The 18,770-nt window shown below is 66.6% G+C and carries 20 protein-coding genes and 1 tRNA gene; 13 read left to right on the top strand and 8 right to left on the bottom strand.

Translation table 11 applies throughout. The features are described from left to right. The first annotated feature begins 47 nt into the window (after window positions 1-47). The 3 genes from ACR81A_RS07505 to ACR81A_RS07495 all read left to right on the top strand — a co-directional run bounded on the left by ACR81A_RS07505 (window position 48) and on the right by ACR81A_RS07495 (window position 3,026). Complete coding sequence (locus tag ACR81A_RS07505; protein ID WP_202382669.1) at window positions 48-896, top strand: universal stress protein; 849 nt, start codon at window positions 48-50, stop codon at window positions 894-896. A 173-nt stretch (window positions 897-1,069) separates the two neighbouring features. After that, the gene (locus ACR81A_RS07500) at window positions 1,070-1,717 is read left to right on the top strand and encodes an MBL fold metallo-hydrolase (RefSeq protein ID WP_440311512.1); all 648 of its coding nucleotides are present in this window, start codon (window positions 1,070-1,072) and stop codon (window positions 1,715-1,717) included. Between the two features lie 34 nt (window positions 1,718-1,751). Further along, entirely contained in the window at window positions 1,752-3,026 is a 1,275-nt protein-coding gene (locus ACR81A_RS07495; protein WP_440311511.1) for an MFS transporter, read from the top strand. Here the strand turns inward: ACR81A_RS07495 and ACR81A_RS07490 are convergent. Then, window positions 3,023-3,553 carry a flavin reductase family protein gene (locus ACR81A_RS07490; protein WP_420029095.1) on the bottom strand — a complete coding sequence of 177 codons (531 nt, stop codon included), beginning with the start codon at window positions 3,551-3,553 and terminating at the stop codon, window positions 3,023-3,025. The two genes, ACR81A_RS07495 and ACR81A_RS07490, sit on opposite strands and share 4 nt — an antisense overlap. Before the next feature lie 133 nt (window positions 3,554-3,686). On the opposite strand from ACR81A_RS07490, the gene ACR81A_RS07485 reads away from it, so the two are divergent. Together ACR81A_RS07485 and ACR81A_RS07480 are read left to right on the top strand one after the other, a co-directional pair. After that, window positions 3,687-4,175, top strand: a complete 489-nt coding sequence (locus tag ACR81A_RS07485; protein WP_440311510.1) for a glutathione peroxidase — start codon at window positions 3,687-3,689, stop codon at window positions 4,173-4,175. Window positions 4,176-4,209: 34 nt separating this feature from the next. Then, window positions 4,210-4,482, top strand: coding sequence for a DUF4031 domain-containing protein (locus tag ACR81A_RS07480; RefSeq protein ID WP_202382666.1), 273 nt, complete (start codon window positions 4,210-4,212; stop codon window positions 4,480-4,482). Between the two features lie 23 nt (window positions 4,483-4,505). Here the strand turns inward: ACR81A_RS07480 and ACR81A_RS07475 are convergent, their stop codons facing one another. Both ACR81A_RS07475 and ACR81A_RS07470 read right to left on the bottom strand, forming a co-directional pair. Beyond that, window positions 4,506-5,423: an NAD-dependent epimerase/dehydratase family protein gene (locus tag ACR81A_RS07475; protein WP_440311509.1), complete on the bottom strand. Its 918-nt coding sequence runs from the start codon at window positions 5,421-5,423 to the stop codon at window positions 4,506-4,508. After that, on the bottom strand, window positions 5,420-5,668 hold the full coding sequence (locus ACR81A_RS07470) for a hypothetical protein (RefSeq protein ID WP_202382664.1): 249 nt from the start codon (window positions 5,666-5,668) through the stop codon (window positions 5,420-5,422). Before ACR81A_RS07470 ends, ACR81A_RS07475 begins: the two co-directional genes overlap by 4 nt. A gap of 88 nt (window positions 5,669-5,756) precedes the next feature. Between ACR81A_RS07470 and ACR81A_RS07465 the strand changes: the two genes are divergently transcribed. After that, window positions 5,757-6,374, top strand: coding sequence for a TetR/AcrR family transcriptional regulator (locus ACR81A_RS07465; RefSeq protein WP_440311508.1), 618 nt, complete (start codon window positions 5,757-5,759; stop codon window positions 6,372-6,374). Between the two features lie 42 nt (window positions 6,375-6,416). On the opposite strand, the gene ACR81A_RS07460 is transcribed toward ACR81A_RS07465, so the two are convergent. Beyond that, a tRNA-Val gene (locus ACR81A_RS07460) sits at window positions 6,417-6,492 on the bottom strand. Window positions 6,493-6,542: 50 nt separating this feature from the next. Next, a complete protein-coding gene (locus tag ACR81A_RS07455; protein ID WP_202383183.1) occupies window positions 6,543-7,004 on the bottom strand; it encodes a peroxiredoxin in 462 nt (153 codons plus the stop codon). A gap of 331 nt (window positions 7,005-7,335) precedes the next feature. Between ACR81A_RS07455 and aceE the strand changes: the two genes are divergently transcribed. The 6 genes from aceE (at window position 7,336) to ACR81A_RS07425 (ending at window position 15,027) form a co-directional block, all read left to right on the top strand. Continuing rightward, on the top strand, window positions 7,336-10,062 hold the full coding sequence (aceE, locus tag ACR81A_RS07450; protein WP_202383182.1) for a pyruvate dehydrogenase (acetyl-transferring), homodimeric type: 2,727 nt from the start codon (window positions 7,336-7,338) through the stop codon (window positions 10,060-10,062). Between the two features lie 28 nt (window positions 10,063-10,090). After that, window positions 10,091-11,290, top strand: coding sequence for a PucR family transcriptional regulator (locus tag ACR81A_RS07445; protein WP_202383181.1), 1,200 nt, complete (start codon window positions 10,091-10,093; stop codon window positions 11,288-11,290). 131 nt (window positions 11,291-11,421) lie between these two features. Then, window positions 11,422-12,339 carry an ACP S-malonyltransferase gene (locus ACR81A_RS07440; RefSeq protein WP_440311507.1) on the top strand — a complete coding sequence of 306 codons (918 nt, stop codon included), beginning with the start codon at window positions 11,422-11,424 and terminating at the stop codon, window positions 12,337-12,339. A 17-nt stretch (window positions 12,340-12,356) separates the two neighbouring features. Beyond that, window positions 12,357-13,361 carry a beta-ketoacyl-ACP synthase III gene (locus ACR81A_RS07435; protein ID WP_440311506.1) on the top strand — a complete coding sequence of 335 codons (1,005 nt, stop codon included), beginning with the start codon at window positions 12,357-12,359 and terminating at the stop codon, window positions 13,359-13,361. Window positions 13,362-13,443: 82 nt separating this feature from the next. After that, window positions 13,444-13,692, top strand: a complete 249-nt coding sequence (locus tag ACR81A_RS07430) for an acyl carrier protein (protein WP_017794148.1) — start codon at window positions 13,444-13,446, stop codon at window positions 13,690-13,692. 93 nt (window positions 13,693-13,785) lie between these two features. After that, window positions 13,786-15,027 (top strand): beta-ketoacyl-[acyl-carrier-protein] synthase family protein, encoded by a 1,242-nt coding sequence (locus tag ACR81A_RS07425; protein ID WP_440311505.1) that lies wholly within the window; start codon window positions 13,786-13,788, stop codon window positions 15,025-15,027. Window positions 15,028-15,103: 76 nt separating this feature from the next. Here ACR81A_RS07425 and ACR81A_RS07420 read toward each other — a convergent pair whose 3' ends face one another. The 3 genes from ACR81A_RS07420 to ACR81A_RS07410 form a co-directional block, all read right to left on the bottom strand. After that, window positions 15,104-15,592, bottom strand: coding sequence for a Dps family protein (locus ACR81A_RS07420; protein WP_202383177.1), 489 nt, complete (start codon window positions 15,590-15,592; stop codon window positions 15,104-15,106). A 171-nt stretch (window positions 15,593-15,763) separates the two neighbouring features. Beyond that, on the bottom strand, window positions 15,764-16,486 hold the full coding sequence (gene hemQ / locus ACR81A_RS07415; RefSeq protein WP_440311504.1) for a hydrogen peroxide-dependent heme synthase: 723 nt from the start codon (window positions 16,484-16,486) through the stop codon (window positions 15,764-15,766). A 34-nt stretch (window positions 16,487-16,520) separates the two neighbouring features. Then, the gene (locus tag ACR81A_RS07410) at window positions 16,521-17,618 is read right to left on the bottom strand and encodes a ferrochelatase (protein ID WP_440311503.1); all 1,098 of its coding nucleotides are present in this window, start codon (window positions 17,616-17,618) and stop codon (window positions 16,521-16,523) included. Between the two features lie 143 nt (window positions 17,619-17,761). Here ACR81A_RS07410 and ACR81A_RS07405 point away from each other — a divergent pair, with 143 nt between their 5' ends. Beyond that, window positions 17,762-18,769: a FecCD family ABC transporter permease gene (locus ACR81A_RS07405; RefSeq protein ID WP_440311502.1), complete on the top strand. Its 1,008-nt coding sequence runs from the start codon at window positions 17,762-17,764 to the stop codon at window positions 18,767-18,769. The last annotated feature ends 1 nt before the right edge of the window (window position 18,770 follow it).

The raw sequence follows: 18,770 nt of genomic DNA, 5'->3' as shown, positions 1-18,770 counted from the left end.
CGCCGCGCGGCTACGCTCACGAAACATCCCGAGAGAAAGGACCGAACATGTCGGAGAAGTACCTCATCGGAGTAGACGGATCGGAGCAGAGCCGCGTGGCGCTCGCGTGGGGCCTTGCGCGCGCCACGGAGCGTGGGGCAAGCGTTCGCTTGCTGCACGTTGCGGATGACTCGTTCCTTTCGGAGAGTGTCGCATTCCTCTCCGAGGCTCAGAAGGCCTCAGAACAGATGCTCGAGGCAGAAATCGCGCACGCGCGCAGCCTCGGATTCGTTGGCGAAATCAGCGGCACGGCGGTTGTGGGACACCCGATCGCCGAGGTCGAGGAAGCCTCGAAGCAGGCCGATCTGCTGGTCCTGGGCCAGCACGCCGGCAGTCGCTTCTCGGGCTCCTTCTTCGGCACGCGCGCGGTGAAGGTCGCAGCGACGGCGCACTGCCCCGTAGCGGTGATCCCGAACAGCGAGGTGCAGCCCAACGCCGGCGTGGTCGTCGGCATCGACGGCTCTGAGGCCTCGCAGCGTGCCATCGCCTACGCCGCAGAGGAAGCGTCGTTCCGCGGCGTGCCCCTCATCGCGGTCTACGCGTGGATGCCGCCCCTCACGCCGGGGCTCGAGTACCTCTGGAGTGAGGAACTCGTCGAGTCCCAGAGGAGTGCCGCGGAGGAAGCAATCGCCATTGGTGTGGCTGGTCTTGCGGAGCGCTACCCTGATCTCGAGGTGCGCCGCGAGATCGTGCAGTCGCCTCCGGTTGCCGCGCTGGTGCAGGTGGCGCAGGGTGCAGAACTGCTCGTCGTCGGAAGCCGCGGCCGCGGTGGGATCTCCCGCCTGCTGCTCGGATCCGTCAGCCACGGCGTACTGCAGGCGCTGCCCTGCCCCGTGATTGTTACGCGCGCGGACTAGCCCGCACACTACGGCACGTACAGTGCCGGGGAGGGGCGCGCTCGGTCGGATTTAATCCGCTCCGGGGGCGCCCCTCCCCCTTTGTCTCGGCCCGGGCCCGGGCGCCGCCGCCGCCGAGTGTCAGTCTGGAATGCCCGGGATGTATCTCAATGAATCAGAAAGAAGGCGTCGCCATGGCTGCCGTGTCAATCGAACGCATCATCACCAGTGGCTTCATCGGCGCGGGGCGACCTGGCTTCCCGGCCGGGGGCATTGCCCTCGAGAACAACGTCTGGTTGGTGGGCGACGAGGAGCGCGTACTCATTATCGACGCAGCGCACGATGCTGACGCTATTGTCGCGGCTGTCGGCGACCGGGAGGTCCTCGGACTGCTCCTCACCCACGGGCACGAAGACCATGTCAACGCCGCGGTGCAGGTGGCTCAGGCGCTCGACACGCACATCTACCTGCACCCTGCCGACCTGCTCCTCTGGCACGAGACCCACGGCGAGGCGCTCCCGGACTTCGAGCTGGCACACGGTGCGACGTTCCAGGTGGGCGACATTGAACTCGCAACCCGTCACACCCCGGGCCACACCCCGGGCTCCGTCTGCTTCGTCGCCCCCGCGCTCGACACCGTGTTCTCCGGGGACACACTCTTCCAGGGTGGTCCCGGTGCAACTCGCTGGGAGTACTCGAGCTTTCCGGGCATCGTCGAGTCCATCCGAACGCAGCTCTTCACGCTGCCAACGGAGCTTACGGTGCAGCCCGGACACGGCGACCACACGACGATTGGGATCGAGCAGCCCGCGCTCGAAGCTTGGCTCTCGCAGCGCCCGTAACCTCACGGTCGCTCGCGGCGGGTAAGATTCCGGGGTGTTCTCCCCCGCTTCTCCCGCCGCCACTGCCCTGTCCCGCAACCGTCGCGTCATTGCGCTCTTCGCGCTCGCCCTCGGCGGTTTCGGGATCGGGGTGACCGAGTTCGCCACGATGGGCTTGCTGCCCAACATTGCCCAGGATCTGCTGCCCGGATTTGCAGCGGCGCCGGAGGCGGAAATCGCGCGTGCGGGGATCCTGATCACGGCATACGCTCTCGGCGTTGTGGTGGGGGCACCGACCGTCGCGATCGCGGCCTCCCGCATGTCGCAGTCAAGCCTCACCTTCTGGCTGCTCGGCGTCTTTGTGCTGGGCTCGCTCGCCTCTGCGCTGATGCCGAGCTTCGGAACACTTGCCCTCGCTCGGTTCATTGCGGCGCTCCCCCACGGCGCGTACTTTGGTGTCGCCTCGCTGCTCGCTGCGCGGCTCATGGGACCGGGCAAGCAGGGGCAGGGCATCGCGCTCGCGCTGTCGGGGCTGACGATCGCAAATGTCGTGGGCGTTCCGCTCGCAACCTGGTTGGGGCAGCTCGCCGGGTGGCGGGCCGCGTACATCTTCGTCGCGGCGATCTTTGCGATCACCCTTGTGCTGACGCTCGTTTTTCTCCCACGGGTTCCAGGAAATCCGTCGCGTACGCCCGCGCGCGAGCTCGTGGCCTTTACGAATCCTCGCATCTGGCTCATGATCGGGGTTGGGGCGATCGGTTTTGGCGGTTTCTTCGCCGTCTACTCGTACATCGCAGAGGTGGCAACGCGGGTGGCCGGACTGCCAGCCGGCGCGGTGCCGTGGGTGCTCGCGTGTGTGGGCGTTGGCATGACGCTCGGAAACCTCCTCGGCGGGTGGGCGAGCGACCGTCACCTGAGCAGAACGATTGTGTGGGGGTTCAGCAGCCTGATCGTGGCGTTGATCGCCTACGCCCTGTGGGCGGACACTGCGGTGTCACTCATCGTGCTCGCAGTTCTCGTGGGGCTCACCTCGTCGGTGCTGGTGCCGTCAATTCAGGCGCGACTCATTCGCATTGCCCACGAGGCGGAACTGCTGGGCGCTGCGGTGAACCACGCAGCCTTCAATATCGGTAACAGCCTCGGTGCGTGGCTCGGCGGTCTCGTGATTGCGGCAGGCTTGGGCTATCTCGCGCCGGGCTGGGTCGGCGCAACGCTTGCCGCGGTGGGCCTGGCGCTCGCAGGGGTGAGCTTCGCGGTGGAGCGCCGTGACAAGCTGCGAGGCCGCGACACCGTGGGCATTCGCGTCGTTGGCGACCCGAAGCTGGACTAATCGATCGTTTCGCCCAGCTCGTGGAACTCGCGGTCGATGTAACTCATGGCCGGCCCGACCTCACCAAATACGGCGCCCACAACTTCCGCCACGACGATCACCGACGAGCCAACGCCGAGCGAATGCAGCGTACGGCAGCGGAGCGCGACACGCGTGTTCGGGAGGTACGGTTCGCCGGTAACGAGCTCCGCCCATCCCTGCTCCGGGGTAAAGCGCTCCGCGCCGGAGACAGCGAAGGAGCGCGCCACCTCTGCGTGCCGCGCATCAAGCAGGTGTACGAGGTAGCTGTCTGCACCCAGAACACCACCGGCGCTGCCCGTCGCCCGTGTCACGGAAAATGAGAGCGTGGGCGGATCGATCCCAACCGAAGAGACGCTCGACGCGGTGAGCCCGACGGGGCCTTCCTCGGTCAGCGCCGTGATCACGGCGACACCCATGGGGTGGTGCCTGAACGCGAGCTTCAATGCATCGACGCCCTCATTCAGATCGGCATCGTAGCGCCGCAAGCCCGGATCCTGATCAGTCACGTGAGTCCTCCTGTGTCTCCAGTGCGTAGCGGAACGCAGCACTCCGGTGCGCCCGTGCCGTGAACTGCAACGTCTGCGCGACGCACAGCATTCCCGAAGGGCGATCGCGCCGTTTCGAGCGTACCCTGAGGGTATGCAGCTTCGAGATATTCCCCTCACCACGATTAGCGGGACACGCACCTCGCTCGCAGAGTTCGGCGAGCAAGCGATTCTGGTCGTGAACGTCGCATCGAAGTGTGGGCTCACGCCGCAGTATGCGAAGCTCGAGGCGCTGCAGCGGGAGTATGGTCCGCGCGGCTTCACCGTACTTGGCGTACCGTGCAATCAGTTTCTGGGGCAGGAGCCGGGTACGGCAGATGAGATTGCGACGTTCTGCTCGGCGAGCTACGGGGTCACCTTCCCCCTACTGGAGAAGACACTCGTGAATGGGCGCCGCTCCCACGCGCTCTACCGCGAGCTTCGCTCAGTTCCCGATGCGGGTGGCCGCGCCGGGCGGGTGCAGTGGAACTTTGAGAAATTCCTCATTGCTCCTGATGGCCGGGTCTCTCGGTTCCGCCCGAAGACGGAGCCGGATGATCCGTCGATCATCGCGGCAATCGAGGCGGCGCTTCCCGCCGCATAACCGAATCCGTGGCGTGGGGGCGTATCCTCTTCGGATGACCGTTCTCATTGATCCTCCCGCCTGGCCGGCGCACAACCGGTTGTGGTCGCATCTCGTGAGCGACTCATCGCTCGGCGAGCTGCATGCGTTTGCAGCAGCGAACGGGATCCCTGAGCGTGGCTTCGATTGGGATCACTACGATGTGCCCGAGGAGATGCACGCGCGTCTCGTCAGCGCTGGCGCGGTGACGGTGAGCGGCAACGAGCTTGTGCGCAGGCTCATCGCCTCGGGCCTCCGCGTGCGGGCGCGGGATCGCCGAGCGGCGTAGCGGAGCGCTCGATCTCTGCGCGGCTAGGAAACCTCCTCGCGCAGATCCGGCACCTCGTCAAGGGTGAGCACATCCGCGGTATTCACGGCGCGTCCAGGCGACGCAGCGTGCAGGGCCGCAGCGCCGAGTGCCGTCAGCACCCCGGTCGCGCGAGACTGGCCGAGACCGCGAGCCGAGAGCAGCGTCCCGGTGCGTCGATTGACAGCTACGAGTGACCACTCCGCGCTCCCCCAGTGCGGCACCTTGGCGAGCAGCGGCGCGAGTTTGGGTGCCCGGCCAACGAGTCTGAGCGCCGCTGTCTTCGGGCGGTTCCCCGTTACCAGGTAGCTACGCACCGTCACCTTCTGAGCAGAGCCAAGTAGTAGGTGATCGGGGAAGTCGGCGCGGAGGTAGCTCCGCGTACCCGTCGGCGAGGGGAGACGACGGAGCTCTCGCAGATTGATGATCGCGCGTCGCTCGGGGGGCTCGTGGATCGGCGCGCCAGCGAGCCCCGCCGTCCAGGCGACCGCCGCAGGCCCGTGTGCCTCGCCCGTCCCGAGCGCGATACCGAGATCGATCTCATCGTCCGGCTGCGTCGGAAGCGCGTGGACCAGCAGCGTGCTGAGCCCAGGGGCGAGGCCCGCCCCGAGCAGCACCGACTGCCCCGGGGCGGCCTCAGCAGCGACGCGTTCAAGGTACCTCCCGGTGGCCGAGATATCGACGAACGCGGCTGGGAATGACGCCGCCGCGAGCGCCGGGTTCTCAACGCCCGAAGCGTTGATCACGACATCGTGCGTGCTCGCATGTGCCATGAGCTGCCCGATCCCGGCAGGCGTGGACAGGTCGATGCGGGCGGCAGCGCTCCGCCGTCCGGCAACGGTCGTCGTGTGGCCCGCTCGTTCAAGCTCTGCGACGATGACTTGGCCCACCGCCCCGCTGCCGCCGAGCACGAGCGCCCTCACGCTTGCGCTCCCGTGGAGGGACGCGTGCGGAGCCGCCGAGCGCGAATTGTGGCGATGCCACGCAGCGCGAGCGGCACCGCCCACAGCACCGCGACGGGAACCACGATGCTGATGGTGAGGGCGAGGGCGAGCGGTTCGGGCCAGCCTGCCGCGAGGGGCGCGATGAGGGCGCGCGTTGCGAGCGCGAGAGGGAGGATTGCGGCCCAGGTGGCCAGCACGCGCAGGTGCGCGGGAAGCGGTGACATGTTTCTCCAAACGTATGTTTGGAAGTGAGCATATGTCCCGTGGTGCCCATTTGCAAACATACGTTTGGAAATGGGCTACGCTGTCCCCATGGCATGGGACACGGCAGCAACGCGGCACGCACTCCTCGAAGCGGGGGTGCGTCAGTTCTCGCGTCACGGCTTCGCCGGTGCGCGCATGGATGCAATTGGGGTCGACGCGGGCGTCAATAAAGAGCGCGTCTATCAGTACTTTGGGAACAAGCGCGGACTGTTCGATGCCGTGCTGGCAGACCGACTCGGCGATCTGCTCGGCGCCGCAGGAAGCCCAGCTCCTGGCTCCGGCCCCCGAGGTGTTGGTGAGTACGCTGGCGCCCTCTTTGACCGCTTTGCGGAGCACCCAGAACTTGCGCGACTCCTCGCGTGGGAGAGCTTGGAGCTGGAGGACGCGGCTGACGCGAATGATCGCGCTGCCAACTGTGCTGTGCAGGCGCGTGCGCTCAGCGCCGCACTTCCGGGCCTCTCCGTCAACGCGGCACCGCAGTTGCTCTTGTCTGTGGTGTCCCTCTGCGCGAGCTGGTGGGCGCTTGGTTGCATTGCGGAGATGATTGCGCCCGCCGTCACGGTGTCGGCGCGGCGCGCGGAAATCGTCGCGCAGGCGATCCTCCTTGCGGAAGCGACCCAGGCGCCGCGCGCGGAGACGCCGAGTTCTCACACCGCCTCACCGTGAAAAGCACAACGCCCCATCCGCCGTGGGCGGATGGGGCGTTTCTGGTGGGCCCGGCCGGGATCGAACCGACGACATCCACGGTGTAAACGTGGCGCTCTACCAGCTGAGCTACAGGCCCGAGCGAATCGGACTCCCCAAGTGTAGGGGATTCCGATCCGCGAATGCGAATTAGGCGATTTCCGCGAGTGCCGTGCGGTACGACGCGAAGTCGCGAGCCTCGCCGGGAGCAGTCTCGAAGGATGCGAGCACGCGACGATCCTCACCAATCACGAGGGTGGCGCGCGTCGCGATGCCGGCTTCCTCGACGAAGACACCGTACTCCTTGGCGACCTGGCCGTGCGGCCAGAAGTCGGAGAGGATCGAGAACTCGTAGCCCTCCTGATCCGCCCACGCCTTCAGCGCCCACACGGAGTCAACCGAGATGCCGAGCAGGCGAACCTTGCTATCGGCAAAGATAGCGAGGTTGTCACGCAGCTCGCACAGCTCGCCCGTGCAGATTCCGGAGAACGCAAGCGGGAAGAAGACGAGAGCAACCGGCCCCTCCGCCACGAGCTCCGAGAGCGTCAGCTCTTCACCGTGCTGATCCGACAGGGTGAAATCGGGCGCCTGTGCGCCGACCTCGAGCACCATAGTGTGCTCCTTTCTCGGTGCGAAGCACCGGGGTGAACAGTCCGTCGGCTCAACACTAGCGAGGAGGCGGCGCCGACAGAACATGTCGGGTGTCCGAACATTCTGCGAATCACCCCTGCTCCCGGGCGCGGCGACCGCACGAAACGCCCGGCGCATCCGCGACTTTTCGCCATGCAGGCACGCGGATCCGAATCTCATACCATTCCACATCGTGGATGTTCGATAGTGTGGGAATCACACCCGCGAACCACGCGGGCGCCTCTCGTGCTGCGTTCCGTCGCATCAAGCCGCTTCGCAAGCGCAGCACGCCTCTGGTGAATGGAGCACAATCTTGGCTGTGAACACGCAGGATCCGTACGCACCCGACAGCGACGATCTGGATCCCCAGGAGACCGCCGAGTGGCGCGAGTCTCTCGACGCGGTGGTGGAGGAGCGCGGCGCTGGCCGCGGTCGCGAAATCATGACGAGCCTCTTGGACCGCTCGCGTCAGCTTCACTTGAATGTGCCGCAGGTCCCCACGACGGACTACGTCAACACGATCGCCTCTGAGGATGAGCCGGACTTCCCCGGCAACGAAGAGCTTGAGCGCCGCTACCGCTCCTGGATCCGCTGGAACGCAGCGATGACGGTGCACCGCGCGCAGGCGCCCGGCATCGGCGTTGGCGGACACATCTCGACGTACGCCTCGGCGGCGTCGCTGTATGAGGTGGGCTTCAACCACTTCTTCCGCGGCCAGGATCACCCGGGCGGCGGTGACCAGATCTTCGTGCAGGGCCACGCCTCCCCCGGCATGTACTCGCGCGCGTTCCTCGAGGGTCGGCTCACCGCGGATCAGCTCGATGGCTTCCGCCAGGAGAAGTCGCACGCTGGTGGCGGGCTCCCCTCCTACCCGCACCCGCGACTCGCTCCCGACTTCTGGCAGTTCCCCACGGTCTCCATGGGGCTCGGCCCGATCAACGCCATCTACCAGGCGCAGGTCAACAAGTACCTGACGAACCGCGGCATCAAGGACGCCTCGGACCAGCACGTCTGGGCCTTCCTCGGCGACGGGGAGATGGACGAGGTGGAGAGCCGCGGCCAGTTGCAGGTTGCGGCGAACGAGGGTCTCGACAACCTCACCTTCGTGATCAACGCAAACCTCCAGCGCCTCGACGGCCCCGTTCGCGGCAACGGCAAGATCATCCAGGAGCTTGAGAGCTACTTCCGTGGCGCGGGCTGGAACGTCATCAAGGTGATCTGGGGACGCGAGTGGGATGACCTCCTCAACCGTGACTCCGACGGCGCGCTGCTCAACCTGATGAACACCACGCCCGACGGCGACTTCCAGACCTACAAGGCGGAGAATGGCGGCTTCGTGCGCGACCACTTCTTCGGACGCGACGAGCGCGCGCTGCGCCTCGTTGAGAACTACTCGGACGAGCAGGTCTGGGGCCTTCGCCGCGGTGGCCACGACTACCGCAAGGTCTACGCAGCCTACAAGGCGGCGATGGAGCACAAGGGGCGTCCCACCGTCATCATCGCGAAGACGATCAAGGGCTATGGCCTCGGCCCCCACTTCGAGGGGCGCAATGCCACGCACCAGATGAAGAAGATGACGCTGGAAGATCTGAAGATGTTCCGCGACACGATGCACATCCCGATCACGGACGCGCAGCTCGAAGCGGATCCGTACCGCCCGCCGTACTACCACCCGGGCGCACAGGACGAGGCGATCGAGTACATCCACGAGCGTCGACGCTCGCTCGGCGGCTACCTGCCCGAGCGCCGCTCCACGCACGTTGACCTCGCCGTGCCCGTCGAGAAGTCGTACGCAATCGCGGCGAAGGGCTCGGGAACGCAGGAAGCCGCGACCACCATGGTGTTCGTGCGCCTGCTCAAGGACCTGATGCGCGACGGCGAGTTCGGCAAGCGCATCGTTCCGATCATCCCCGACGAGGCACGCACCTTCGGGATGGACTCCTTCTTCCCCACGAAGAAGATCTACAACCCGCACGGTCAGAACTACGTCTCCGTCGACCGCGACCTGCTGCTCGCCTACAAGGAGAGCCCCGAGGGTGTACTCATCCACGTGGGCATCAACGAGGCCGGCGCATCGGCGGCCTTCACCGCGGTGGGGACCTCGTACTCGACGCACGGTGAGCCGCTCATCCCGGTCTACATCTTCTACTCGATGTTTGGTTTCCAGCGCACCGGAGATGCGCTGTGGGCAGCTGGCGACCAGATGGCTCGCGGCTTCCTGATCGGTGCCACCGCCGGGCGGACCACGCTCACCGGCGAGGGACTGCAGCACGCGGACGGACACTCGCTTGCGCTCGCTTCGACCAACCCCGCAGTGGTCGCGTACGACCCCGCATACGGCTACGAGATCGGGCACATCATGCGCGCCGGTATCGAGCGGATGTACGGCGGCACCCACCCGGATCCCAATGTGATCTACTACCTCACCGTCTACAACGAGCCGATGATTCATCCCGCGGAGCCCGCGGATGTGGACGTCGACGGCATCGTGCGCGGCATCCACCGCGTGCAGGCTGCGAGCTCGGGCACGCACCGCGCGCAGATCCTCGCCTCCGGCGTCGCTGTGCCGTGGGCGCGGGAAGCCGCAGAGCTCCTCGCGAAGGACTGGGACGTGGCCGCCGACGTGTGGAGCGTCACGAGCTGGAACGAGCTGCAGCGCGACGGTGCGGCGGCAGAGCGCGATGCACTTCGCGATCTCGCGGCGACGCCGCGCACGCCGTACCTCACGGAGAAGCTCGCAGGTGCTGAAGGTCCCGTGGTTGCGGTCAGCGACTGGGCGACCCAGGTGCCCGAGCAGATCCGCCCCTACGTCCCGGGTGACTACTCGGTGCTTGGAGCCGATGGCTTCGGCTTCTCTGACACGCGCGCAGCGGCACGTCGGTACTTCGGCATCGACCGCGAGTCCGTCGTTGTGAAGGTGCTTCAGCGCCTCGCCGCGCAGGGCAAGATCGCCGCTGACATCCCGGCACGCGCCGCGGCACAGTACCGCCTGAACGACGTGAACGCCGGCACCACCGGCGGCGCGGGCGGGGACGCGTAGGAAAGATGGCTCGGAGGGTCGGTCGCTGATGGACCGTGCGAAAGAGCAGGAGTTGGCGTGGCTGCGCACCATTACCGGTGAGCTGTCCACGCTAACTCTGACGCGCCTCGACGAGACGCTGCCCTGGTACGGAAGTATGCCGCCGAGCCGCCGTTCTGCGGTGGGGCTCGTGGCGCAGACCGGTATCACCTCCTTCATCCAGTGGTACGAGGACCCCACCTCAACGCCCTGGATCGCCTCCGACGTGTTCAGCGCTGCGCCGCGCGAACTACTGCGCTCGATCAGTCTGCAGGAGACCCTGCAGCTGATTCGCGTAGTGGTCACGGTCGTCGAAGAGCGCGTCGGGCCCCGAAGCGAAGCGCTCCGGGAAGCGATCATGCACTACTCCCGGGACGTGGCTTTCGCGGCCGCGGACGTCTACGCCCGCGCCGCGGAGGCGCGCGGTCTCTGGGACGCACGCCTTGAGGCGCTCGTCGTCGACTCGATCCTCACGGGCGAGAGCGACGACGAGCTGCCGAGCCGCATCGCCGCCCTCGGGTGGCACGGTGACGGTGAAGCGGCGGTGCTCGTCGGTTCTGCTGAGCGCACCGTCGATGTTGATCAGCTGCGTCGTTCGGCACGCCACGCCGGGGCCGACGTGCTCATCGGTTTGCAGGGCACCCGCCTGGTGCTGGTGCTCGGCCGCGTCGACCCCGCACAACAGGAGAGTTCGTCAGCAACGCCAGCACCGGAGCCACTCCCCTTCATCGAGATTGCGACTCGGCTTGCGGACGGATTCTCCGATGGACCGCTCGTGCTCGGACCGGCGGTGGCCAACCTCGTTGACGCATCGCGGAGCGCTCGAGCGGCGCTCGCAGGCGTCGCGGTCGCGCGATCGTGGCGAAAGGCGCCGCGCCCGGTGCTCGCGGACGACCTCCTCCCCGAGCGTGCGCTCGCCGGAGACGGGCTTGCTCGCCGCACGTTGATCGAGCAGATCTACGAGCCGCTTGCCGCACACTCGGGCGAACTGCTCGAAACGCTCTGGTGCTATCTCGACAACGGACGCTCGCTTGAGGCCACCGCCCGCGAGCTGTTCGTGCACCCCAACACCGTGCGCTATCGGCTCAAGAAGGTGTCCGATGTCATCGGCTGGAACGCGACTGGCGCCCGCGAAGCGCTGATCCTGCAATCCGCACTGATCGCGGGCTCCATCGCGCAGCACGGCCGCCGTCCGAGTACCCAGAAGTAGCTGCCGAGCCCCCTGGGACGAGCGCAGGCGCGCCGGATTCCACCAAAAATACGCGATCTCTACAACGATCTTTTGGATTTATGGTGGGGAATATGCAGGATGAGCGCCCCTGATCTGAGAAACTGGAACACGTGATTGTCATCGCCTGCCCTGGACAGGGCTCCCAGACCCCCGGTTTTCTGAGCGAGTGGCTCGAGCTGCCCGGCGGCCGCGAGTTCCTCACCGAGGCCTCCGAACGCGCCGGAGTGGACCTCATCGCTCACGGTACGCAGAGCGACGCCGACACCATCCGCGATACCGCGATCGCCCAGCCGCTCATTGTGGCCGCGAGCATTCTGGCCTGGCGTGAGCTTTCCGCGCGCACAGACCTCAGCGGCGTTGGCGTGGCCGGTCACTCGGTTGGCGAGTTCGCTGCGGCCACCGTAGCGGGCGTCCTCACCGCCGGGGACGCACTGGAACTCGTTGGAGTGCGCGGCCGCGCGATGGCGGAGGCCGCTGCTCGCGAAGAGACCGGCATGGCAGCTGTGGTCGGTGGCGTTGAGGACGACGTGCTCGCACGAATCGCCGCACACGGACTGACGCCTGCGAACCGCAACGGCGGCGGGCAGATCGTCGCTGCCGGATCCCGATCTGCTCTTGCCGCGCTCGCTGAGGATGCCCCCCGCGGCGCACGCGTGATCGCACTGCAGGTGGCGGGCGCGTTCCACACCGAGTACATGGCCAGCGCGATCCCCGCCCTGCGCGACGCGGCCGCGAACGTCACCGCGACAGACCCGAGCCACCCCTTGTGGACGAATGCCGACGGGTCGCGCGTTGCGAGCGGCGCACAGTACGTCGAGCTGCTCGTCTCGCAGATCGCACAGCCCGTGCGCTGGGACGCCTGCATGACAGACTTCCAGGAGGCCGGCATCACCGGCCTCATCGAGCTCACTCCCGCGGGGGCGCTCACCGGTATCGCGAAGCGCGCGCTCAAGGGCGTGCCCGCGGTCGCCGTCAAGTCACCCGCCGATCTCGACGCGGCGGTCGCTCTGATCGCCGACGCCGCCTGACCGAAGGACACCTCACTATGTCTCCTCTCGTGCAGCCCACCGGGCCGATGCACTCCCGGATCCTTTCCATCGGCGCCGCCCGCGGCGACCTCGATGTGCCGAACGATGATCTCGTCGGGCCGATCGATTCCTCGGATGAGTGGATCCGCCAGCGCACGGGCATCATCCAGCGTCGCCGAGCGAGCGCAGAGCTCTCGGCCGTCGACCTCGCGGTTGCCGCAGGTGAAGAGGCAATCACGCGCTCCGGCCTCGACCGCGCCGCGATCGACGGCGTGATCATCTCCACGATCTCGAACGTGGCAGTGACGCCCTCCATGGCCTCGCTCGCCGCGCACCGACTCGGCCTGACCCCCGCCGCCGCGTTCGACATCTCGGCCGCATGCGCCGGATATGTGTACGGCGTCGCGCAGGCGGATGCTCTGGTGCGTTCGGGCGTGTGCACCAACGTGCTCGTCATCGGCGCTGAGAAGTTGTCGGATCTCGTGGACCCCACGGATCGCAGCATCTCCTTCCTGCTCGCTGACGGCGCCGGTGCTGTCGTGGTGGGGGCCAGCGATCACGCTGCGATCGGCCCGACCGTGTGGGGCTCGGACGGCGAGAAGTGGGACACGATCCGGATGACCTCGACGTTCGAGGAGTACCGGAACAATCCGACCGAGGTCGCCTGGCCGACGCTCCGCCAGGACGGCCAGACCGTGTTCCGCTGGGCCGTCTGGGAGATGGCCAAGGTCGCGCGCCAGACGCTCGAGGAATCGGGCATCGAGGCGAAGGATCTCGCGGCGTTCATCCCCCACCAGGCAAACGCGCGTATCGTCGACGAGTTCGCGAAGCAGCTGAAGCTCCCGGAGAGCGTTGTCGTTGCCCGAGACATCGAGATGCAGGGCAACACCTCCGCAGCATCGATCCCGCTCGCGATGCACGCATTGCTCGAAGAGCACCCCGAACTGTCCGGTGGCCTGGCCCTGACGATCGGCTTCGGCGCCGGTCTCGTCTACGGCGCACAGGTCGTCGAACTCCCGTAGGCGTTCTCGCGCGCGGCTCCCGCCCGCGGCAGCGACGCCCCGATACACTTCATCAGCCAGAACCAATCTAAGGAGAAACACCATGGCATTCAGCAACGAAGAGGTCCTCGCAGGTCTTGCAGAGCTCATCAACGACGAGACCGGGATCGCGGCTGACGTCGTCGCACTCGACAAGTCGTTCACCGACGATCTCGACATCGACTCGATCTCCATGATGACGATCGTCGTCAACGCGGAGGAGAAGTTCGACGTGAAGATCCCCGACGAGGAAGTCAAGAACCTCAAGACCGTCGGCGACGCCGTCGATTTCATCGTCAAGGCTCAGGCCTAAGACGCCCCGGCTGCCGGGAGACGGGCACCTGCCCGTCTCCCCGCCCGGAACCCACGCCCAGCCCAGGATTTCACCACACCGGAGCACCAACACATGACGAAGAAGATTGTCGTTACCGGCATCGGCGCCACCTCCCCGATCGGCGGAACTGCCGCGGAGAGCTGGGACGCGCTCATCGCCGGCGCCTCTGGCGCGAAGACCCTTGCCCACGACTGGGTGGCACAGTACGACCTTCCCGTGCACTTCGCCGCCGAGGCGAAGGTACGACCCGAGGAAGTTCTCGCGCGCCCCGTCGCGAAGCGCCTCGACCCCTCGAGCCAGTTCGCCCTGATTGCGGCGATGGAAGCGTTTGCCGACGCAGGCTCCCCAGAACTTGATTCCGAGCGCCTCGGCGTTGACTGGGCCACCGGTATTGGTGGGCTCTGGTCGCTCCTCGATGCTTGGGATACCCTCCGCGAGAAGGGGCCGCGCCGGGTGATGCCGCTGACGGTTCCGATGCTCATGCCCAACGCTCCCGCTGCGGCTGTGTCGATGCACTTCGAGGCACGCGCCTACGCCCGCACCGTGGCCTCCGCGTGCGCGTCGAGCACCGAGTCGATCGCCGCAGCGTACGAGCACATTCAGGCGGGCTACGCCGATGTGGTCATCGCCGGTGGCTCGGAGTCCGCGATTCACCCCATCACGCTTGCCGCGTTCTCGTCGATGCAGGCACTCTCGAAGCGCAACGACTCCCCCGAGACCGCGTCGCGACCGTACAGTATTGACCGCGACGGCTTCGTCATGGGTGAGGGCGCCGCGGCGCTCGTCATCGAGAGCGAGGAACACGCACTTGCTCGCGGCGCAAAGATCTATGCAGAGATCGCGGGCGGAGGCGTGACTGCTGATTCGTACCACATCACCGCGAACGATCCCGAGGGTCGTGGCGCCAGCCGTGCGGTTGAGCTCGCGCTCACGCAGGCCGGTGCGACGCCGGATGAGGTCACGCACATTAACGCGCACGCGACCTCCACCCCCGTCGGTGACATTGCCGAGTACGCCGCGCTCCGCAAGGTGTTCGGCGACCGGATCGACGAGATTCCCGTATCCGCGACCAAGGGTGCGACCGGGCACCTGCTCGGCGGCACCGGCGCACTCGAGGCGCTCTTCACCATTCTCGCGGTGAAGAACCGGGTCGCTCCCCCGACGATCAACCTCTCCGAGCAGGATCCCGAGATTCCGCTTCAGGTATCGGGCACGCCGCAGCAACTCGGTGATGCGCCTCAGCTGGCCATCTCGAACTCCTTCGGTTTCGGTGGCCACAATGCTGTTGTAGCGATCCGCTCCTACGACGCGTAGACACCCGGAAATGACTGAGGCCCGCTCCCATTCGGGAGCGGGCCTCAGTCGTTTCTCAGCTGATGCGGAGCGTGGCTTACGCTGCGATGTGCGAGGCGAGGAACCAGCGATCCTTGTCGAGCTGCTGTGCGATCGCGATTGCGATGTCCTGGCTCACGGGATCGATCTCCTCGAGGCCCTTTACCGCCGCGTAGACGGTGACCAACGTCGCGTCAATCTGCGCAACCATGTCACGAATGGCTGCCTCGGCCTGCTGGAAGCCATCGGCGAGCTCGGGCGTGGTCGTGCGGGCCGCAACGGTGCCGATGCGGCCGTCAACGGGAAGGCCCAGAGCGACGATGCGCTCCGCGACCTCGTCGTACGCGTCGCGGGCGCGGTCGACGACCTCGTCAAGGAGCTCGTGCACCGCAATGAAGTTCGCGCCGCGCACGTGCCAGTGAGCCTGCTTGCCGTTCACCGACAGTGCGATGAGGTCGTGTACGACGGGCGTGAGGTACTGAGACACACCGCTCGGGCGGTGCAGCTCGCCCTGGGCTGCGGGAACAGTGATCTGAGTCGTTGCCATGAAGTGATCCCCTTCGTTTTGGATGAGCCTGAACCGTGTGGATCCGTAGCTCCTATCAACCAACAACACCTACGCTACGCCGATTATTTCGGAGCGCAAGCAAGGAAAGGCTCGGCTAACCGGCGCAAAACTGCCAGATGGGGCGAAGATTTCCGCCCCATCTGCGCGCCGCTACGCGAGCACCTGTGCGAGGAAATCGAGCGGCTCGACACGAGGTCCGGTAAAGAACGGGACCTCTTCCTTCACGTGCCGACGCGCGTCGGTGGCACGCAGCTCGCGCATCAGGTCGACGATGCGGAGGAGGTCACCGGACTCAAACGCCAGCAGCCACTCATAGTCCCCGAGTGCGAACGATGCGACCGTGTTGGCAAGCACGTCGCCGTAGTCGCGGGCGGCAGCACCGTGCTCGCGCAGCATCTCCCGGCGCTCCGCATCCGGCAGGAGGTACCAGTCGTTGCTGCGCACGAACGGGTACACGCACACGAAGTCACCGGGGGCGTCTCCCGCGAGGAAGGCGGGCACGTGGCCGCGGTTAAACTCGGCTGCGCGGTGGACGCCGATGTTCGACCAGACCGGCTCGAGTCGGCCGGCGGTCCACTCAAGTACGGTGCGGTACGCCTGCTGCAGCGCGCCGGTCGTGGGCGCGTGCCACCAGATCATCAGATCGGAGTCGGCGCGGAACCCTGCGACGTCGTACCAGCCACGCGTCGAAAGGCCAGGGATCGCCTCGAGCTCGGCGACCAGCCCGGATGCAATCCCGCGCCATGCGGGGGTGACTCCTACCCCGCTCTGGGCACGAGTCTCCCGGAAGACCGCGTACATCGTGTAGTTGGTTTCGGCGTTGATCCGCTCCGCGTGCGCGCTGTGGTCAACGACAGGGGTAGTCGTAGTCATGATTCTCCTTGGCAGATTCGGCTGTGGTGAACGGCTAGTCGTCGGCGCCGGCGATGACGGGAATCCCGGTGACCTCGTCGTGGCGCATGCGGCAGCTGCCGGGCGGGGCAACATCAGGGAAGGCCCCGAGCGAACCGGCGGTGTCCACGGGAACCTCGGTTCCGCGCTCGCGGGCCGCACGCTCAAGGATCATGTCCACGAGCCCACGAATGAACGGCTCACGCACACTCACCGTGCCGGCCCGTGCCGCGGCGATGCCGTGCTCGGCAGCCGTTTCCAGCGCCTCGACGTCGAGATCGAATGCGACCTCCATGTGGTCCGAGATGAACCCGATCGGCGCGATGACAATCTTGGTCACGCCGGCCTGCGCAAGCTCGGCAATGTGGTCGTTCACGTCCGGCTCGAGCCAGGGAGTGCGGGGGTCGCCAGAGCGTGAGCAGTATGCGAGCGACGAGGGCAGCGGGGCCCCGGTCTCCTGTGCCAGCGCCGCATCGATCACCGCGCGAACGTCCTCGTGCTGCTCGCGATACCCCGGCCCGGTGACCGCCGAAGCTTCCTGCATGGTGTTGGGAATCGAGTGCGTCACATAGACGATGTGAGCGCCAGCGATGCCGCCCTCGAGGGAGGCGCCCGCCTCACGGATCGCGTCGAGGTTTGCCTGCACGAAGCCCGGGTCGTTGAAGAACGGACGCAGGATGTCGATCTCCGGTGCAGCGGCGCCCAGCTCGGTCGTTGCCGCCGCGAGGTGCTCACGATACTGGCGGCTCCCTGAATACGATGCGTAGGCACTCGTGACCAGCGTGATGACCCGTTTCACACCAAAGGCGTGGGCGTCGCGCAGCGTATCAACCGTGTAGGGGTGCCAGTTCCGGTTTCCCCACACGACCGGGAGGGTGATCTCGCGGCGTGCAAGTTCCGCCTGCAGCGCGGCGACGAGCTCAAGATTCTGCTCGTTGATGGGGCTCCGCCCGCCGAAGTGGTGGTAATGCTCGCCCACCTCGGCGAGGCGAGCCTCGGGAATTCCCTTTCCGCGGGTGACGTTGCGGAGGAAGGGAATGACATCGTCGGTCTCGTTCGGACCGCCGAAAGAACACACGAGGAGGGCGTCGTAAGGCAGGGCGTTTTCCGTCATGCTTTGCACCGTACCACCAGGTTTCCTGTAGATCTGATGTATAACATCGGATGTGTAAGATCTGATCTGGAATTCCGTGATTCGCACGAGTTTTCGGCCCGCCACAAGCGCGGCCACGCCACGCACTCATCGACAGGACCCCCGTGCCCCGCTCCCGCATCTGGCTCGCAGCCGGGCTTTCCGTGACCCTGCTGCTGGGCGTCTCGCTCGCTTCGCTGGCGCTCGGGATCGTGCGGATCCCCGTTGGCGAGACACTCGCGGGGCTCTTCTCCCCGAACGATGTGCCGCACCGCACCTCGGCGGTGCTTTGGACGATACGCCTGCCCCGCGTTGTGGTGGCCATGCTCGTTGGCGCCGCGCTCGCAATCTCCGGTGTGGTGATGCAGGCAATCCTCCGGAACCCCCTCGCAGAGCCGGGCATTACGGGTGTGTCTGCCGGTGCCGCCGTCGGTGCGGTCGCGAGCATGACGCTGGGTTTCACCGGCTCGGCCCAGTGGGGAATACCCATCGCCGCCTTCATTGGCGCTGCGGCGGTGACCCTCGTGCTGCAGTTCGTGCTCCACACCCGACGTGACCTCGGCTCTGCCACCGTGATCCTCATCGGCGTCTCCCTCAGCGCACTCGCCGGGGCGCTCATCAACATCCTCGTCGCAAACGCGAGCGACGATGCGGTCGTGCGGAGCGCAATGTTCTGGCTCGCCGGCGATCTTGAGCTGCGCACCTGGCAGCACGCGGCGCTCGCCGTCGCACCGATCGTGCTTGGCGGAGCCTGGATCCTCGGCCGCCATCGTCAGCTTGACGCCCTCGCTCTCGGCGATCAGATCGCCGCAACTTCCGGGGTGCACGTCCACCGGGAGCGTTTCACCCTGCTACTCGTCGCTTCGCTCGTGACCGGCGCAGCCGTCGCGGTGAGCGGCGTGATCAGCTTTGTGGGCCTGGTCGTGCCGCACGCGATGCGATTGCTCATCGGCGCATCGCACGCGCGGCTGCTGCCGCTTTCGGCGCTCGGCGGCGCGCTATTCATGGTGGTGGCGGACACGATTGCACGCACGGCGTTCGGAGCGGTGGTGGTACAGACGGGCGTGGTGGCGGCGCTGATTGGGGCCCCCGTCTTCCTCGCCCTCCTGCTCCGGAGAGGAGCGCGCTCGTGAA

The organism is Leucobacter chromiireducens, from assembly GCF_051993095.1.
In the GTDB taxonomy this organism is placed as follows: Bacteria; Actinomycetota; Actinomycetes; order Actinomycetales; family Microbacteriaceae; genus Leucobacter; species Leucobacter chromiireducens.
Note: the sequence above shows the minus strand (reverse complement) of the source record. Positions and strands in the feature narration are given on the sequence as shown.

What these genes read in the sequence shown, in the direction of transcription:
- ACR81A_RS07505 (WP_202382669.1), top strand. Translation starts at nt 48, where the DNA reads ATGTCGGAGAAGTACCTCATCGGAGTAGACGGATCGGAGCAGAGCCGC.
- ACR81A_RS07500 (WP_440311512.1), top strand. Translation starts at nt 1,070, where the DNA reads ATGGCTGCCGTGTCAATCGAACGCATCATCACCAGTGGCTTCATCGGC.
- ACR81A_RS07485 (WP_440311510.1), top strand. Translation starts at nt 3,687, where the DNA reads ATGCAGCTTCGAGATATTCCCCTCACCACGATTAGCGGGACACGCACC.
- ACR81A_RS07480 (WP_202382666.1), top strand. Translation starts at nt 4,210, where the DNA reads ATGACCGTTCTCATTGATCCTCCCGCCTGGCCGGCGCACAACCGGTTG.
- ACR81A_RS07470 (WP_202382664.1), bottom strand. Translation starts at nt 5,668, where the DNA reads ATGTCACCGCTTCCCGCGCACCTGCGCGTGCTGGCCACCTGGGCCGCA.
- ACR81A_RS07465 (WP_440311508.1), top strand. Translation starts at nt 5,757, where the DNA reads ATGGCATGGGACACGGCAGCAACGCGGCACGCACTCCTCGAAGCGGGG.
- ACR81A_RS07455 (WP_202383183.1), bottom strand. Translation starts at nt 7,004, where the DNA reads ATGGTGCTCGAGGTCGGCGCACAGGCGCCCGATTTCACCCTGTCGGAT.
- ACR81A_RS07445 (WP_202383181.1), top strand. Translation starts at nt 10,091, where the DNA reads ATGGACCGTGCGAAAGAGCAGGAGTTGGCGTGGCTGCGCACCATTACC.
- ACR81A_RS07435 (WP_440311506.1), top strand. Translation starts at nt 12,357, where the DNA reads ATGTCTCCTCTCGTGCAGCCCACCGGGCCGATGCACTCCCGGATCCTT.
- ACR81A_RS07430 (WP_017794148.1), top strand. Translation starts at nt 13,444, where the DNA reads ATGGCATTCAGCAACGAAGAGGTCCTCGCAGGTCTTGCAGAGCTCATC.
- ACR81A_RS07425 (WP_440311505.1), top strand. Translation starts at nt 13,786, where the DNA reads ATGACGAAGAAGATTGTCGTTACCGGCATCGGCGCCACCTCCCCGATC.
- ACR81A_RS07420 (WP_202383177.1), bottom strand. Translation starts at nt 15,592, where the DNA reads ATGGCAACGACTCAGATCACTGTTCCCGCAGCCCAGGGCGAGCTGCAC.
- hemQ (WP_440311504.1), bottom strand. Translation starts at nt 16,486, where the DNA reads ATGACTACGACTACCCCTGTCGTTGACCACAGCGCGCACGCGGAGCGG.
- ACR81A_RS07410 (WP_440311503.1), bottom strand. Translation starts at nt 17,618, where the DNA reads ATGACGGAAAACGCCCTGCCTTACGACGCCCTCCTCGTGTGTTCTTTC.